This window comes from Microbacterium sp. ZW T2_14, from assembly GCF_044987405.1.
Taxonomy (GTDB): domain Bacteria; phylum Actinomycetota; class Actinomycetes; order Actinomycetales; family Microbacteriaceae; genus Microbacterium.
Map to the genome: position 1 here is coordinate 25,278 of NZ_JBJDRK010000014.1, position 14,808 is coordinate 40,085.

A 14,808-nucleotide genomic window follows, 5' to 3' on the forward strand; every position below is an offset into this window, starting at 1 on the left:
TTCAGCCGATGGTCGCGCTGCGGCGGTTCGGCGCGGCCGCCGTCGCGGCCGATGAGTCGAGGGTTCCCGGGCGCATGCCGGAGACCAGGATGTCGAGCAGGAGGTCGCGATCGGCAGGGGCGCCGAGACGTACGGCGTGCTCGATGCCGCAGATCAGGCGCTGCAGCTGCGCGACCGACAGGTCGTCGCGCGCCACACCGTCCCGCTGCGCGCGCGAGAGCACCGCGTCGTACCCCGCGAAGACCTTGCCCCGCGCGACGGAGCACTCGTCGTGCAGGCCGGGATCGGTGAGGGCGAGGTCCGTGAGCACGGTCTCGAGGCCGCCGTCCTGCAGCTGCAGGACGACCGCTTCCTCGAGGAACCCCCGGAACGCGGCGTGCGCATCGGGCTCGCTGAGGGCCCGGTCGGCCGCCGCACCCAGGCGGAAGAGGGTCTCGACGCTGAGGGCCTCGATCAGCGCCCGGACGGTCGGGAAGTGGCGGTAAACGGTGCCGATCCCGACGCCGGCATCGCGGGCGATGTCGTTGAGCCGCAGTGAGCGCGCGTCGTGCCGGCGCGCGACTTCGAGAATGCGCTCACGGCTGCGAACAGCATCGGCTCGGGGGCTCATTCCTCCAGCGTACACCCGAAACGGATAAGCTATCCGTTTCTAGGACATCACGCGCCAGCAGCCGTCGACGTGATCGTCGACCATGCCGGCCGACTGCATCAGCGCGTACATCGTCGTCGGCCCGACGAAGCGGAAACCGCGCTTGCGCAGGGCCTTGCTCAGCGCGTCCGACGCCGGGGTCGTGGCGGGCACCTCCGCGAACGTCGCCGGGCGACGATGGGATGCCGGGGCGAACGACCACATGAACGTGTCAAGCTCACCCGGTTCCAGGTCGAGCACGAGCCGTGCGTTGGAGATCGTGGCCTCGATCTTGGCGCGATTGCGGATGATGCCGGCATCCGTCATCAATCGCGCGATGTCGTCCTCGCCGAACGCCGCCACGGCTGCGGGCTCGAATCCCGCGAAGACCTCGCGGAACCGCGGACGCTTGCGCAGGATCGTGATCCACGACAGGCCCGCCTGGAAGCCCTCCAGGCTCATCTTCTCGAAGAGCGCCCGATCGCCGTGCAGCGGAACGCCCCACTCCTCGTCGTGATAGCGGGCGTATTCGAGGTCGTCGCCGACCCACGCGCAGCGCGCGCGGCCGTCGGCTCCGAAGCGGACGTCGATGCTCACCCGGTCAGACTATGCGCGGGCACCGACCCGCCGGCCCGCACCGGAGGCAGACCCGACCGGCCGTTCAACCTTCATGTGGAGGTCACACGTTCGGTCGCCGGAGGCCTCCCCCGTCGCTTACCTTGGAATGTCGGGCCTGTGCGGTCCACGCAGGGAGGAAACGCCATGAAGATCGTCGCTTCGTCGGACTGGCGGGATGCCATCCCGTTCGACACTCTCGTGCTGGTCGCCGACATCGTGCCCGGAGAGCCGACGCGGTGCTTCACCTGCGGCGCCGACTCCGAGCCGCGCGAGCGCAGCGAGCTCTGGGCGTTCAAGCACCGGCATCCGAAGAACCACGACGGCTACGTGCGCTTCTACTGCGCCGAGCATCGCCCGGAGATCCCGCGGCCGACGGCTGCGGCATCCCTTGCTCCCGCTCGCGCCACGGGGCGACCCGCGTCGCGGCCGGCGGCCGAGCGCCGTGTCTCGAAGCCGACCATCCCCGACCGCGTGCGCGCGATGTGCCCGAACTGCTTCGTCGAGATCTCGGCGACCGGCGAGTGCGGCATGTGCGGCTGGGCCGCCTGACCCACCCTTCACTCGCGCGCCGGCGCCCTCCTGAGTGACATCGGAACACGAAGGAGGGGACCGCGTACCCGATGCGCGGCCCCCGGTGAAGACGTCCTCCGCCACGCGCGAAGCCCGATGCGCGGACGGCTCGGAAGCTGCCTTCACAAGGGATCTGTCCGGAACCACCCGATTCCGGACCCCCTGTCACGCATCGTTACCGTTCCGTGACCTCGCCGGCCGGCGACGATCCCGTCACTTCTTCTTGAGCGACTTCTCCGACACCGGCGCGTTGCCCGACGCGGCGAGCGCGCGGTAGTAGTCGCGGGCCTCGTCCTGACGGGCACGCTCGGCACCCGACGCGATGGGCGCCCGCACGTGCTCGGGCGCGAAGCCGTAGGCGTCGACGAGATCCTGCGCGTGGGGGCGCAGCCGCGCGCTGAGGCGATCGATATAGCGGGAGACGGATGCCGCGCGCTGCGCCGAGAGCCGCCCGCTGATGAGGTACCACGCGAGGTGCTTCTCGATCAGGTGCATCCCGAACAGATCGCGCAGCCACGTGAGCACCTGCGCGGTGCCCTCGTCGGAGACGCGGTTCACCCCGTCGGTGAACGCCTCCCACTGCAGGAGCTCGGCGTGGGCGCGAGCCGCCTCGATGAGCTCGGCCTGGTGGCTGTTGAAGAGCTCGGCGGCCGCCGCCGGCGACAGCTTGGACGCCGGGCGCAGCGCCGACGCGACATCGGCCACCATCCGCTGCACGCGACCGGCGAGCAGCTCGTGCTGCTGGTCCTCGCGCAGGCCCAGCTCCACCGAACGGGCCGTCGAGCCGAAGTCCGCGACGGCCTGGCCGAGCTGACGCAGGCCCGCGCCGTGGAACAGCTTGCCGGCGGTCTGCCGTGCCGCGAAGCGGGCCAGCTTCGCGGCATCCGCCCCCTTGAACTGCTTGGCGTAGTCCGACAGGAGCCGCTTGCCGACCAGCTGCAGGAGGACGTTGTTGTCACCCTCGAAGGTGGCGTAGACGTCGAGGTCGTGGTGCAGGCCGACCAGGCGGTTCTCGGCGAGGAAGCCGGAGCCGCCGCACGCCTCACGGGCCTCCTGGATCGTGTTGAGAGCGTTCCACGTGCTGAGCGGCTTCAGCGCCGCGGCGAGCGTCTCGAGATCCTCGCGCTCGTCGGACGTGTCGGTGCGCCCCGAGAAGACCCCGTCGAACTTCCGCAGCAGCTCGTCGTGGCTGAAGAACTGCGCGTAGTTCTGGGCCAGCAGCGGCAGCAGGCGCCGCTGGTGCTTGCCGTAGTCGAGGAGCACGACCTCTTCGGTGCCGGCGCCGGAATCGAACTGGCGGCGCTGGTTCGCGTACGTCAGCGCGATGTGCAAGGCCAGTGCGGTGCCGGTGGTCGCGGCGCCGTCGAGCGAGACGCGGCCCTGCACCAGCGCGCCGAGCATCGTGAAGAAGCGGCGACCGGGGCTCGGGATGTCGGACGTGTACGAGCCGTCCGCGGCGACCTGGCCGTAGCGGTCGAGCATGTTGAAGCGCGGCACGCGCACGTGATCGAACGCGAGGCGACCGTTGTCGATGCCGTTGAGGCCGCCCTTGACGCCGTCGTCCTCGCTGATGATGCCGGGCATCATGTCGCCCTGGTCGTCGCGGATCGGCACGAAGAAGCAGTGCACGCCGTAGTTGACGCCGCCGGTGATGAGCTGCGCGAACACGGTCGCCGCCTTGCCGTGGAGCGCCGCGTTGCCCAGGTAGTCCTTGTACGCGCCGCGGAACGGCGTGTGGATCACGAACTCCTCGGCGTCGGCGTCGTAGGTCGCGGTCGTGCCGATGGCCGCGACATCCGATCCATGGCCGGTCTCGGTCATCGCGAACGCGCCGGGGATCGAGAGGTCGAGGATGCCCGCCAGCCATTCCTCGTGATGCTTCTCGGTGCCGAGCTGGAACACCGCCGAGCCGAACAGGCCCCACTGCACGCCCGACTTGATCTGCAGGCTGGGGTCGGCCAGCACGAGCTCCTGGAAGCCGGCGAGGTTCGCGCCGTTGTCGTTCTTGCCGCCGTACCGCTCCGGCATCGCGCGCTGCGAACCGCCGTGCTCGACGAGCAGGTGCAGCTGCGTCAGCACGCGCTCGCGGTGCTCGGCCATCGACTGGCCTTCGACGCGCCAGAACGCGGGGTCCTTGATCATCTCGCGGGCCTCGCGTCGGGTCTCACCCCACGTGCCGAGGAGCAGATCGGTGACCGCGGAGATGTCGATGCGCGGTTCGGATGCCTCGGCCGCCGTGTGCGGGGCGGTCGGGGCGCCGCCGGCGGGCGTGCGCTTGCTGGTGGCGGGCTTCTTGGTGCGGACGGCGGCGTCGGCCATGTGCATCACCTCTCGGTGCGATGGACAGAAGTAAGGTCACTTCGACGGTAGGACTCCCACAACCTGGACTCAAAGCGACTGGCGGAATCCCACAACGCGGATGCGAGACGGGTCGTCCAGGCGTTGTGCGAGACGCACAGGCGGGCGCGATCACCCCCCTGTGCGAGTCGGCGGACGGACGTAGGCTCATCGCCATGACGCCCCCGCCGACTGCGATCACGACCGCGTTCATCCCCGTCAGCGACGCCCGCGCGGGGGCGCACTGGTATGCCGACACCTTCGGCCTCGCCATCGCCGACGAGACCGACTTCTCGAGCGTGCTCGCCGGGTCGCACGGCCAGGTGACGCTGATGAGCCCGAAGAGCGGCATCCGCGTCGAGCCTGGCCTGCCGTGGGCGACGTGCAATTTTCGTGTCGACGATCTCGCGTCGGTGCACGAGCGACTCGCCCGGCTCGGTGCACACCCCGGCGACATGCTGGGCGACCCCGACCGCTGTCTGTTCTTCACCGCGACGGATCCCGACGGCAACACGCTCCTCGTGACGGACCGCTGAGTCGAGGATGCCGGGGGGCTGCCGGCGCGGGCACGCAGGGGTGGTGCGGTGTCGGCGGGACGGCGCACAATGGGCGCGATGAACGCAGCCGTGACGCTCGCGCCGTGGGGTCCTGCCGACCTCCCGCTGCTGGAGCGCGCCAACACGGCCGAGATGACGGCGCATCTGGGCGGCCCCGAGACACCGGCGCAGCTCGAGGAGCGTCAGGAGCGCTACCTGCGTCTCGTTGCCGCGGGGGAAGCCGCGATGTACCGGATCGAGGTCGACGGCACCCCCGTCGGCGGCATCGGATACTGGCAGGTCGAGCACGACGGCACGCCGGCGTGGGAGACGGGATGGCATGTCTTCCCCGAGTGGCAGCGGCGGGGGATCGCCGGGGCGGCGCTGAGGCTGATCATCCGGCTGGTGGCTGCGCGCGGCGAACGCACGATGCTCGTCGCCTACCCGGGCGTCGACAACCCTGGGTCGAACGCGCTGTGCCGCACCGCGGGATTCGCACATCGCGACTCGGGCAGCATGCCGTGGCGCGGCGGCCGGCTCGCCTTCAACACCTGGGTCCTCGACATGTCACCGCTCGACCTCGACGCCCGCGAACCCGACCTCGACGAGCGGTTCGACGAAGGCGTGCTCGACGAGAAGGTGTGGTGGCCCTACTACCTCGCTCACTGGTCGTCGCGAGAGCGCGCGGCGGCGCGGTACTCCATCGCGCCGGACGCGCTGGAGTTGCGCATCGACGCCGACACACCTCCGTGGTCGCCGGAGTTCGACGAGGGGAACCGCGTCTCGCATCTGCAGACCGGCCAGTTCTCGGGACCGCTCGGCAGCCCCGCCGGCCAGCATCGCTTCCGTGACGGTCTCGTCGTGCGCGAGGCGCAGCCCGAGCGCCGCCTGCATCTTCCGCGGTTCGGGGTGATCGAGGTGCGGATGGCCGCGGTGCGCCACCCGGACGCGATGGTCGCCTGCTGGCCGATCGGCTTCGAGGACCGGCCGGATGACTGCGGCGAGATCTGCATCGCCGAGATCTTCGGCTCCGAGATCGACGACGCGGGAGGCTGGGTCGGTGTCGGAGTGAAGGCACAGCACGACCCGCGCCTGCGTCAGGACTTCGAGAAGGTCCGCGTCGACGGGGACCTCACCGCGATGCACGACTATGCCGTCGAGTGGACGCCCGACGATGTGCGGTTCTTCATCGACCATCGCTGGGTCAAGACGGTGCGCCAGACGATCGACTACCCGATGCAGCTCATGCTCGACGTGTACGAGTTCCCCCGCGCCGACGGCACGCGCGATGTGGCGGCCCTCCCCCACGTGCTGCGGGTCGAGCGCGTGCGCACGTTCCCGCCGGCCTGACGCCCGGCGCGCACCCGGGACAGGGGGCTGGGCGTCGGTTCGCGCGTTCCTCAGTTGAGGAACCGAGCCGAGATGAGGAGCGACACGCGGTCGCATGCTCCGCAGCTCGGCGCAGATCCTCAGCTGAGGAAACGCACCCGGAGGAGGGACGCGTTCCTCATCTGAGGAACCTGGCCGGAATGAGGAGCGACACGCCGCGGCCGGCTCCGCAGCTCGGCGCAGATCCTCAGTTGAGGAACAGGCACTGCCGTCAGAAGAGCCCGACGATGCGGCCGTCATCATCGATGTCGATCGTGTTCGCGGCCGGAACCGCGGGCAGGCCGGGCATCGTCATGATGTCGCCGCAGACCATCACGACGAAGCGTGCGCCGGCGGCGAGGCGCACTTCCCGGATGTCGACGACGTGGCCGGTCGGTGCGCCGCGCAGCCTCGGGTCGGTCGAGAACGAGTACTGCGTCTTCGCCACGCACACCGGATAGCCGCCGTAGCCCTCGTCCTGCAGGCGCTTGATCTGTGCACGCACGGAGGTCGACGCCGTCACCTCCGACGCCCCGTAGATGCGGGTCGCGATCGCGCTCATCTTCTGCCACAGCGTCGCGTCGTCGGGGTACGTGAAGCGCAGCGCTTCGACAGGCTCAGCGACCCCACCGACAGGCTCTGCGCCACCCGGTCCCTGCGCCACACCCGGTCCCTGAGCCTGTCGAAGGGCGGCCACCGGACCGCGCGCGCACAGGCGCACCACCTCGCGTGCGAGGTCCTCCGCGCCGGCACCGCCCTCGGCGAAGTGCCTCGCGACCACGGCCGTGACCCCGACGGCCTCCGACGCGGCGAGCAGCGCCGAGATCTCGGCATCCGTGTCTTCCGTGCGATGGTTGATCGCGACGACCGCCGGGATGCCCCAGGTCTCGCGGATCGTCGTCAGATGCCGCACCAGGTTGGCAGTGCCGTGCTCGAGCGCGGCGACGTTCTCGTGCGGCAGGTCGGCGACCTCGACGCCGCCGTGGTACTTCATCGCCCGCACGGTCGCGACGACGACGGCGACGTCGGGTCGCAGGCCGGTCGTGCGGCAGAGGATGTCGACGAACTTCTCCGCACCGAGGTCGGCGCCGAAACCCGCCTCGGTGACGACGTAGTCGGCCATGCGCAACGCGGAGTCGGTCGCCAGGTACGAGTTGCAGCCGTGCGCGATGTTCGCGAAGGGACCCCCGTGCACGAACGCCGGGGTGTGCTCGAGGGTCTGCACGAGATTGGGGGCGAGGGCGTCGCGCAGGATCGCGGCCATCGCGCCATGGGCCTGCAGGTCGCGGGCCCGGACGGGCGTGCGGTCGCGCGTGTAGGCGACGACGATCTCGCCGAGACGCTCCTTGAGATCGGCGAGGCCGGTCGCGAGGCAGAAGATCGCCATGACCTCGCTGGCCACCACGATGTCGAAGCCGCCCTCGCGCGGGTAGCCGTTGCCCGGCCCGCCGAGGCCGATGACCGTGTCGCGCAGCGCCCGGTCATTGACGTCGAGCACGCGCCGCCACGTGACGCGCCGCACATCGATGCCGAGCGCGTTGCCGTGGTGCACGTGGTTGTCGATCAGAGCGGCGAGCAGGTTTGTGGCGATGCCGATCGCCGAGAAGTCACCGGTGAAGTGGAGGTTGATGTCTTCCATGGGCACGACCTGCGCGTACCCGCCGCCCGCGGCGCCGCCCTTCATCCCGAACACCGGCCCCAACGCCGGCTCGCGGAGGCAGATCATCGACCGTTCGCCGATGCGCCGGAGCGCGTCGCCGAGGCCGACGGTGGTCGTGGTCTTGCCCTCGCCGGCCGGGGTCGGCGACACGGCGGTCATCAGCACGAGCCGCCCGCGCGGGCTGTCGCGGAGGCTCTGCAGGTGCCGCAGCGACACCTTCGCCTTGTAGCGGCCGTACGGCTCGAGCTCGTCGTCGGGGATGCCGAGGTCCTGGGCGATCCGCCCGATGGGCCAGAGGTCGGCATGCTGGGCGATCTCGATATTGCTGGTGGCCACGCGGACTCCCTCGACACGCACCGTCCCCGGCGCCATGCGCGCCGTCGCGGGCACCGTCGCCCGCTGTCGTCAGCCTATGTGCGGGTGCCCCGGATCGCCGGGCGCGAGCCGGGCTTTTCCACAGCCCGGCGGCGGGCGGCGGGCAAGAGGGTGGTGCGGCCGCGGCCCGCTCTCTACCGTTGGAGCCATGGCGACGGCGGAGGTACGCAGGGCCACGGTCGACGACGCCGCGCGCGTGGCAGCGCTGCTGCACGACTTCAACACGGAGTTCGACACCGCCTCGCCGGGTGCGGCCGTGCTGGCCGAGCGCTTACGCGGCCTGCTCGCCGGGACGCAGACGTTCGCACTGCTGGGCGGGGAGCCCGCCGTGGGCATCGCCCTTGTGACCCTGCGTCCGAACGTCTGGTACCCGGGCCCGGTCGCGCTGCTCGACGAGATGTACGTCGCACCGCCCGCGCGTGGGGCCGGCATCGGCGGCGCGATCGTGGAGCGTCTGATCGCCGACTGCCGCCGTGACGGGGTGTCGGTCATCGAGATCAACGTCGACGAGGGCGACGTCGACGCGCAGCGCTTCTACGAACGCCACGGCTTCCACGGATCCGACCCGCAGACCGAAGAACGGGCGTACTACTTCTTCCAGGAGCTGTGAGCCGACCCTCCCTGCTCTGCTGGGGATGGACGCCCGCGAGCTCCGTCGACATCAGGTGTTCTCGCCGAACGCACACGATGCCGACGCGCGTGACGTGTCAACTCGGCGAGAGCACATGAAGCGGACAGCAAGACGGACGGATGCCGCGCCGCGAGGTCGCTGCGCGGCATCCGTTCCGCGGGTCAGCGCAGGGTCAGAGCGACAGCCCGTGGCCGAAGCGGAACAGCGGATCGGCGGTGTCGAAGGGTACGTCGGGGCGCGAGGCCTCGACGGCCGCCATCGACGACGGGATGTCGAACGGCAGCCTGCCCTGCGCAGGCGCTGCGCCGCTCAGCACGTCGAGCAGCGCCGCGCCGCTCGCGCCCCAGTTGCCGATCACCGCGTGGGCCGTCTCGACGACCGGACCCAGGAGCGCGGGGCGGTCGAGGAAGACGTCGACCACCGTCGGCACGGCCGCCGAGATCTCGGCGATGTGTGCGAGCACGTCGGCGGGGAACTCGAGTGAACCGGCGTGGAAGAAGTTCTCGAACGTCGTCTCACGCTGCTCGAACGGCGCCTGCAGGCGCAGGATCGCGACATCCGCCTCAGCTGGAGATGACACGACCTCTCCGTATGCGGCGGCGACGTCCGGCTCGATGCCTTCGACGTACAGCTTCACGCCGCGCGCGAACGGCAGCACGGATTCCTGAGCCTGTCGGGGAGCGTCCGATGCGAGGGCGCGGTTCGACAGCACGGTGATCGACGCGCGCTGGGCGGCGTCGCCTTCGGCGCGGAACTGCGCCGAGCCCACGATCGTGTCGGCCGCTTCGGCGTCGACGAACGGGTTGTCGAACAGACCGAGCAGGAACTTCTCGCGCAGCAGGCGGCGCGCCGACACGTCGAGGCGCTCCGGCGACACCGCACCCGTACCCACCAGCTCGACCACGATCTCGGGGCACGCCTCGCCGCCGAACTGGTCGGCACCGGCATCCAGGATCTTGAGCACCCGCTCGGCCGGTGTGAGGTGCTCGACACCCCACGCACGGGCGGGGAACGGCTGACCGAAGATCGCAGCGTCGTTGACGAGGCCCCAGTCGGTGCACACGATGCCGTCGAAGCCGTAGCGCTCGCGCAGCAGGCCGGTGAGCACCGACTTGTTGAAGCCGAAGCCGACCTCCTCGTACTCGGTGCCGACCGGCATGCCGTAGTAGGGCATGACCTGACGCACCCCTGCCTCGAAGGCCGCTTCGAACGGCTTCAGGTGCAGCTCGAACTTGCCGCCCGGGTAGACCTGCTCGCGTCCGTAGGCGAAGTGCGGGTCCTCGCCGTCCTTCTGCGGCCCGCCGCCGGGGAAGTGCTTGACCATCGCCGAGACCGCGCCGGGCCCGAAGGACTCGCCGTTCTGGAACCCGCGGATGTACGCGGCACCGAGTTCGCCCGAGAGCTCCGCGTCTTCTCCGAACGTCTGCAGCGCGCGCGCCCAGCGGGGCTCGGTCGCGAGGTCGACCTGCGGGTGCAGCGCGACGCGGATGCCGACCGCGGTGTACTCCTGGCGCGCGATGTCGCCGAACCGCTCGACGAGCGCCGCGTCGCGGGTGGCCGCGAGACCGAGGGCGTCGGGCCACTGCGAGAAGGGGCCGGCGAGCATCGCCGCACCGGGATTCTCGGTGAACGAGTGCCGCGGATCGGTCGAGATCGTCACGGGGATGCCGAGACGAGTGGATGCCGCGAGCTCCTGCAGCTTGTTGTGCCAGCGTGCGATCGCGCCCGCGGTGGGGGCGACGCCGAGCAGGTTGAAGTGCGTCATGCCCTTGTCGACCACGTACTCGCGGTTCGACGGGAGCCCGAACGCCGGGTCGGCTTCGGCGAGCTCGCCGTCCTCGCCCATGGTGATCATCGTCTGGAAGAGCAGGCCCGCCTTCTCCTCCACCGTCATCTCTGCGAGCAGCAGCTCGACGCGCTCGTCGACCGGCAGGCCCGCGTCGAGCCAGGGGCGCGCGGCGCCGGCCGAGGCCGAGGCCGAGGTCGCGGCATCCGTTGTCGTGGTGTCGGTCATCACTTCACTCCCTTGATGCGGTAGACGAGGATCGCGCCGGCGAGCGCGACGGCGGCACCGACGAGGTACCAGAGGCTGTAGCCGCCGATCGCGGTGCCCGCGCCGATGGCGATCACGAGCGGCGCGATCGCGGGAGCGATCGACTGCGGCAGCGCGTTGGCCATGTTGAGCACGCCCAGGTCCTTCGCAGTGTCGTCCGGATTCGGCAGCACCTGCGTGGCGAGGGCCAGGTCGACGGAGAAGAACGAGCCGGCGCCCAGGCCGATGATGCCCTGGGCCAGGATGACCACCGGCACCGACGGGGCGAAGGCGAGCACCACGAGACCGACCACCATGATGATGCCGGCGAGCGCGACGAAGGGCCGGCGCTTGCCGAACCGGTCGGACAGCACCCCGCCGAGCGGGCTGGAGATGACCATGCCGACGGTCGACGCCATGTTCGCGATCAGGATGGTCGAGATCGCGGTCTGCTCGTCGAGGTCGAACTTCTGCGTGAGGAAGTACGGCAGGAAGGTCGCGATGCCCGCGTAGCCGAACATGATCATGAACTTCGTCAGCCATGTCCAGCCGAAGTCGGGGTGCTTGACCGGGTTGAAGACGAACGAGCCGAAGAACTGGCCGACGGTCAGCCGCTGCGAGGGCTTCTGGTCGAGCCGGCGATCCTTCAGCAGCGCGACGAAGACGACGGCGAGGACGAGAGCGATGAGCGCCGGCACCAGGAAGCGCAGCACGTCGTCGCCGATGAAGTTGATGAGGAAGCTGCCGGCCAGGATGGCGAGGGGGGTCGTGATGCCCACGATGCCGGACACCCGGCCGCGGCTCGCGACCGGTGTCTGATCGGGCAGCGTCGCGTTGGCCGCGGCGAGCACGGCGTTGAGCGACGCCTGGGCGAGGCACCAGCCGAGGAGGACGACCCACACCGAGCCGGCGATGCCGATCAGCAGGAAGGCACCGACCCCGACGAGGGCGCCGCCGAGGATCCACGGGCGGCGCATGCCGAAGCGCGACGTCGTGCGGTCCGACAGGCGCCCCGCGAGCGGGTTGGCGATGAGCGCGAAGAGTGCGCCGACGCCGGAGACGAGCCCGAGGTTCGCGGTGGCCTGTTCAGGGGTGGCCGAGATGTGCTGGATCTTGAAGGCCATCGAGACCAGCACCGGCGTCAGCAGAGCCAGGTAGACGCCGAAGTTGACGGCGGCGAGACCCGGCGCGTAGCCGCGGGGCGTCTTCTCGGGCGTCGTGCCGGGGGCCTTGAAGCCGGTGGTGCCGGCGGCGGCGACCGTCGCGGCAGGTGACATCTCTGTCATCGGGAGTCCTTTCACACGGGTGGACGCCGCGTGGATACAGGCGTCCGCAAGCGTCGGCCACGACGCTCGCGGACGACGATACACGAAACCCGACCGTTTGGTAACTCAAAGCCGACCGCTTGGAAACCCGCCTCGCTATGATGGTCGAGACGAGAGGATGCCGCGTGCCGACGACGACCGCGACCGAGGAGGCCGCCCGGCAGCCGCGCGAGGTGAGCGCGACCCGGGGTGATCGCGCCCGGCTCACCCGCACCCGCATCGTGGACGCCGCGCGCGAGACATTCGTCACGCACGGCTATCGCACCGCGTCGCTGCGCGACGTCGCGACGGCCGCAGGCATCAGCCACCCGGGGCTGCTGAAGCACTTCGCCACGAAGGACGAGCTGCTCGCGGCCGTCGTCGAGTCGTTCGAGGCCGAGAACGAGACGCTCTTCCTCCAGCAGGTCGCCTCGGAAGACCCGGGCGCCCTCGCCTACTCGCTCCTCGCACAGCGCAATGCCACGATCCCCGGCTACCTGCCGCTCTTCGCCGCGCTCACCGGCGAGGCATCCACCCGACGTCATCCCGCGCACGAGCGGATGCGCGCGCGCTACGCCGATCTCCGCGACGTGTCGGAGGCCGCGATGGAGGAGGGAATCCTGCACGACACGGTCGCTCCGGACCGCGACCCGCGGGGCGAGGCGATCCGCATCTCAGCGGCCTGGGACGGCCTGCAGGTGCTCGAGCAGTACCTGCCCGATCGCGTCGACCTGGTCGGGATGCTCGAGGAGCATGAGAGCATGCTCGCCCTGCCGGTGGGATGGCGTGAGCCATCGGAGCCGCCCCCGGGCGCGGTCGCCGTCGCCGCGCCCGTGCCTCCGCTGCCGGACTTCTCCGGCGACGTGTGGGCGCTCGGGCCGGAGGCGGGCACGGATGTCTCGGGATACCGCGTCGGGCGCGAACGGCGGGCGCGGATCGTCGCCGACGCGACGGCGCTGTTCGCCGAGGAGGGGTACGGCGACACGAGCCTGCGCGAAATCGCCGAACGCGTCGGGGTGTCGAAGTCGACGCTGCTGCACCACTACGCGTCGAAGGAGCAGCTGCTGCGTGCCGTGCTGGCCGAGCGCGACCGCGGCATCCAGGGCCGAGCCTCGTTCGTTCCCGGCAACCGCGCCGCCGACGAGCTGCGAGCGCTCCCCCGCGGCGCCGCCGAGAACGCCACGGACGCGCCGGGTCTCATCGAGGTGTACGCGGTGCTGTCGTGCGAGGCCGTGCCGGCAGATCACCCCGCGCACGCATACTTCGCGCACCGCTACGTGCAGACGATCGACCACTTCGCGGCGCTGTTCCAGGCGGCACAGGCCGACGGCGACCTTCCAGCCCACCGCGACCCCGAGCGCGAGGCCGTCTGGCTCGTCGCATTGTGGGACGGCCTCCAGTACCAGTGGCTGTACGACCGTGCCGCGGTGGATGTCGCGGCCGAGCTCTCCGCCCACCTCGCCGACGTGCTGCCGGTGACCTGACGGCGCGGCGGCCACCGTGGTGCGAGAAGTCGGGTCCATCACGCGACGCGCCGGGCTCCGGCATCCGTTCCCGGCGTGTCGCCATCACCGGCTCTGCCTTCCCGCCGAGAGACGATCCGCGCTGCGGGCGGTCCCATCAGTGCCGGCGGTGCTCCACCGACCAGCCCGGCCACCCCGGTCGATCAACGCCAGAACAGTGCGATGAGGACGTTCGCCATGGCCAGGACGCCGGCGCCGATGAGAAGCGGCTTGAGCCGGCCGTCGTCAGCACCGCGCCGCTGGAGACGCCGCGAGCGCACGAGCCCGACGACCGACAGCGCCAGCACCGCGAGCGCCACCGCGAGCTTGGCGACGATCTTCCACCGATCCACTTCGAGATCGGAGACCTCGCGGACGGCGACGAGCGCGAACCCGGTGACGAGCGCCACCGTGGAGCCGATGACGAGCGGCAGAAAGTCGAACCCGCGCTTCCAGGGCATCTGCAGGATGTACGAGCCGATCACGGCAGCGAGGCCGACGATGTGCGCGAAGACGAGGGAGAGACGGACGATTTCGATGGGTGTCATGAGCGGCTTCCTGGTAAGTGAGCGTTTACTCACTAGACTGAAGGTTGCATCTCGACACGTCAAATCACCTCGGACCACATAGAGGACCTCATGAACGCCCGCGAACGAATCCTGGACGCCGCCGCGCAGGTCCTGCGCGAACGGGGCCTCGCAGCTGCCACCACCCGAGAGATCGCACGGGCTGCCGACTGCTCCGAGGGCCTGCTCTACAAGCACTTCGCCGACAAGCAGGAGATCTTCATGGCGGTGTTGGGCGAACGGATGCCCCGCCTGGCCAGTCCGGCATCGCTCGTCGGCACGTCCAGCGTCGTCGCCAATCTCGAGACGCTGGTCGCCCAGCTGATGGACTTCTATGTGCAGAGCTTCCCCATGGCGGCTTCCATCTTCGGCACGCCCTCCCTGCGCGACGCACACCGCAGCGACGTGGCACGACACGGCGGCGGGCCGGACCGACCCGCCGCCCTGGTCATGGCCTATCTGGATGCCGAGGTCGGCGCCGGCCGGCTGAGCAAAAGCGTCGACACGGAGGCCGTCTCGCGCGTGCTGACCGGCGCTGCACTGTTCGAGGCGTTTCAGGCGACGTATCGCGGCGAGGAGGCGATCACAGACGCCGACGCGATCGCACACCGTATCGTCGGCGCCGTCTGGGCCGGTCTCAGCGAACCACACGATCTCGACTGAGGCGCCCCGCTTGGCCGC

General features: G+C 70.4%; 13 protein-coding genes. 6 read left to right on the plus strand and 7 right to left on the minus strand.

Annotated elements, in window-relative coordinates:
- Nucleotide 1: 1 nt before the first annotated feature.
- The gene (locus tag ACI3KY_RS06945) at nucleotides 2-610 is read right to left on the minus strand and encodes a TetR/AcrR family transcriptional regulator (RefSeq protein ID WP_404929452.1); all 609 of its coding nucleotides are present in this window, start codon (nucleotides 608-610) and stop codon (nucleotides 2-4) included.
- A gap of 39 nt (nucleotides 611-649) precedes the next feature.
- Complete coding sequence (locus ACI3KY_RS06950) at nucleotides 650-1,219, minus strand: DNA-3-methyladenine glycosylase I (protein WP_404929488.1); 570 nt, start codon at nucleotides 1,217-1,219, stop codon at nucleotides 650-652.
- Between the two features lie 171 nt (nucleotides 1,220-1,390).
- On the opposite strand from ACI3KY_RS06950, the gene ACI3KY_RS06955 reads away from it, so the two are divergent.
- The gene (locus tag ACI3KY_RS06955; RefSeq protein ID WP_404929453.1) at nucleotides 1,391-1,795 is read left to right on the plus strand and encodes a glucose-6-phosphate dehydrogenase; all 405 of its coding nucleotides are present in this window, start codon (nucleotides 1,391-1,393) and stop codon (nucleotides 1,793-1,795) included.
- A 234-nt stretch (nucleotides 1,796-2,029) separates the two neighbouring features.
- On the opposite strand, the gene ACI3KY_RS06960 is transcribed toward ACI3KY_RS06955, so the two are convergent.
- Nucleotides 2,030-4,135 (minus strand): acyl-CoA dehydrogenase, encoded by a 2,106-nt coding sequence (locus tag ACI3KY_RS06960; protein WP_404929454.1) that lies wholly within the window; start codon nucleotides 4,133-4,135, stop codon nucleotides 2,030-2,032.
- Nucleotides 4,136-4,329: 194 nt separating this feature from the next.
- Between ACI3KY_RS06960 and ACI3KY_RS06965 the strand changes: the two genes are divergently transcribed.
- Nucleotides 4,330-4,689 carry a VOC family protein gene (locus ACI3KY_RS06965; RefSeq protein WP_194412011.1) on the plus strand — a complete coding sequence of 120 codons (360 nt, stop codon included), beginning with the start codon at nucleotides 4,330-4,332 and terminating at the stop codon, nucleotides 4,687-4,689.
- A 78-nt stretch (nucleotides 4,690-4,767) separates the two neighbouring features.
- Nucleotides 4,768-6,039, plus strand: a complete 1,272-nt coding sequence (locus ACI3KY_RS06970) for a GNAT family N-acetyltransferase (RefSeq protein WP_404929455.1) — start codon at nucleotides 4,768-4,770, stop codon at nucleotides 6,037-6,039.
- Nucleotides 6,040-6,289: 250 nt separating this feature from the next.
- On the opposite strand, the gene ACI3KY_RS06975 is transcribed toward ACI3KY_RS06970, so the two are convergent.
- Nucleotides 6,290-8,053: a formate--tetrahydrofolate ligase gene (locus ACI3KY_RS06975; protein WP_404929456.1), complete on the minus strand. Its 1,764-nt coding sequence runs from the start codon at nucleotides 8,051-8,053 to the stop codon at nucleotides 6,290-6,292.
- 187 nt (nucleotides 8,054-8,240) lie between these two features.
- On the opposite strand from ACI3KY_RS06975, the gene ACI3KY_RS06980 reads away from it, so the two are divergent.
- Nucleotides 8,241-8,702: a GNAT family N-acetyltransferase gene (locus ACI3KY_RS06980; protein ID WP_404929457.1), complete on the plus strand. Its 462-nt coding sequence runs from the start codon at nucleotides 8,241-8,243 to the stop codon at nucleotides 8,700-8,702.
- A 193-nt stretch (nucleotides 8,703-8,895) separates the two neighbouring features.
- Here ACI3KY_RS06980 and ACI3KY_RS06985 read toward each other — a convergent pair whose 3' ends face one another.
- Nucleotides 8,896-10,737: a glycoside hydrolase family 3 protein gene (locus ACI3KY_RS06985; protein WP_404929458.1), complete on the minus strand. Its 1,842-nt coding sequence runs from the start codon at nucleotides 10,735-10,737 to the stop codon at nucleotides 8,896-8,898.
- Nucleotides 10,737-12,041 carry an MFS transporter gene (locus ACI3KY_RS06990; RefSeq protein WP_404929459.1) on the minus strand — a complete coding sequence of 435 codons (1,305 nt, stop codon included), beginning with the start codon at nucleotides 12,039-12,041 and terminating at the stop codon, nucleotides 10,737-10,739. Before ACI3KY_RS06990 ends, ACI3KY_RS06985 begins: the two co-directional genes overlap by 1 nt.
- Nucleotides 12,042-12,205: 164 nt before the next feature.
- Between ACI3KY_RS06990 and ACI3KY_RS06995 the strand changes: the two genes are divergently transcribed.
- Complete coding sequence (locus tag ACI3KY_RS06995; RefSeq protein ID WP_404929460.1) at nucleotides 12,206-13,543, plus strand: TetR/AcrR family transcriptional regulator; 1,338 nt, start codon at nucleotides 12,206-12,208, stop codon at nucleotides 13,541-13,543.
- A gap of 182 nt (nucleotides 13,544-13,725) precedes the next feature.
- Here ACI3KY_RS06995 and ACI3KY_RS07000 read toward each other — a convergent pair whose 3' ends face one another.
- Nucleotides 13,726-14,109 (minus strand): hypothetical protein, encoded by a 384-nt coding sequence (locus tag ACI3KY_RS07000; RefSeq protein ID WP_404929461.1) that lies wholly within the window; start codon nucleotides 14,107-14,109, stop codon nucleotides 13,726-13,728.
- A 90-nt stretch (nucleotides 14,110-14,199) separates the two neighbouring features.
- On the opposite strand from ACI3KY_RS07000, the gene ACI3KY_RS07005 reads away from it, so the two are divergent.
- Complete coding sequence (locus ACI3KY_RS07005) at nucleotides 14,200-14,790, plus strand: TetR/AcrR family transcriptional regulator (protein WP_404929462.1); 591 nt, start codon at nucleotides 14,200-14,202, stop codon at nucleotides 14,788-14,790.
- Nucleotides 14,791-14,808 lie beyond the last annotated feature (18 nt).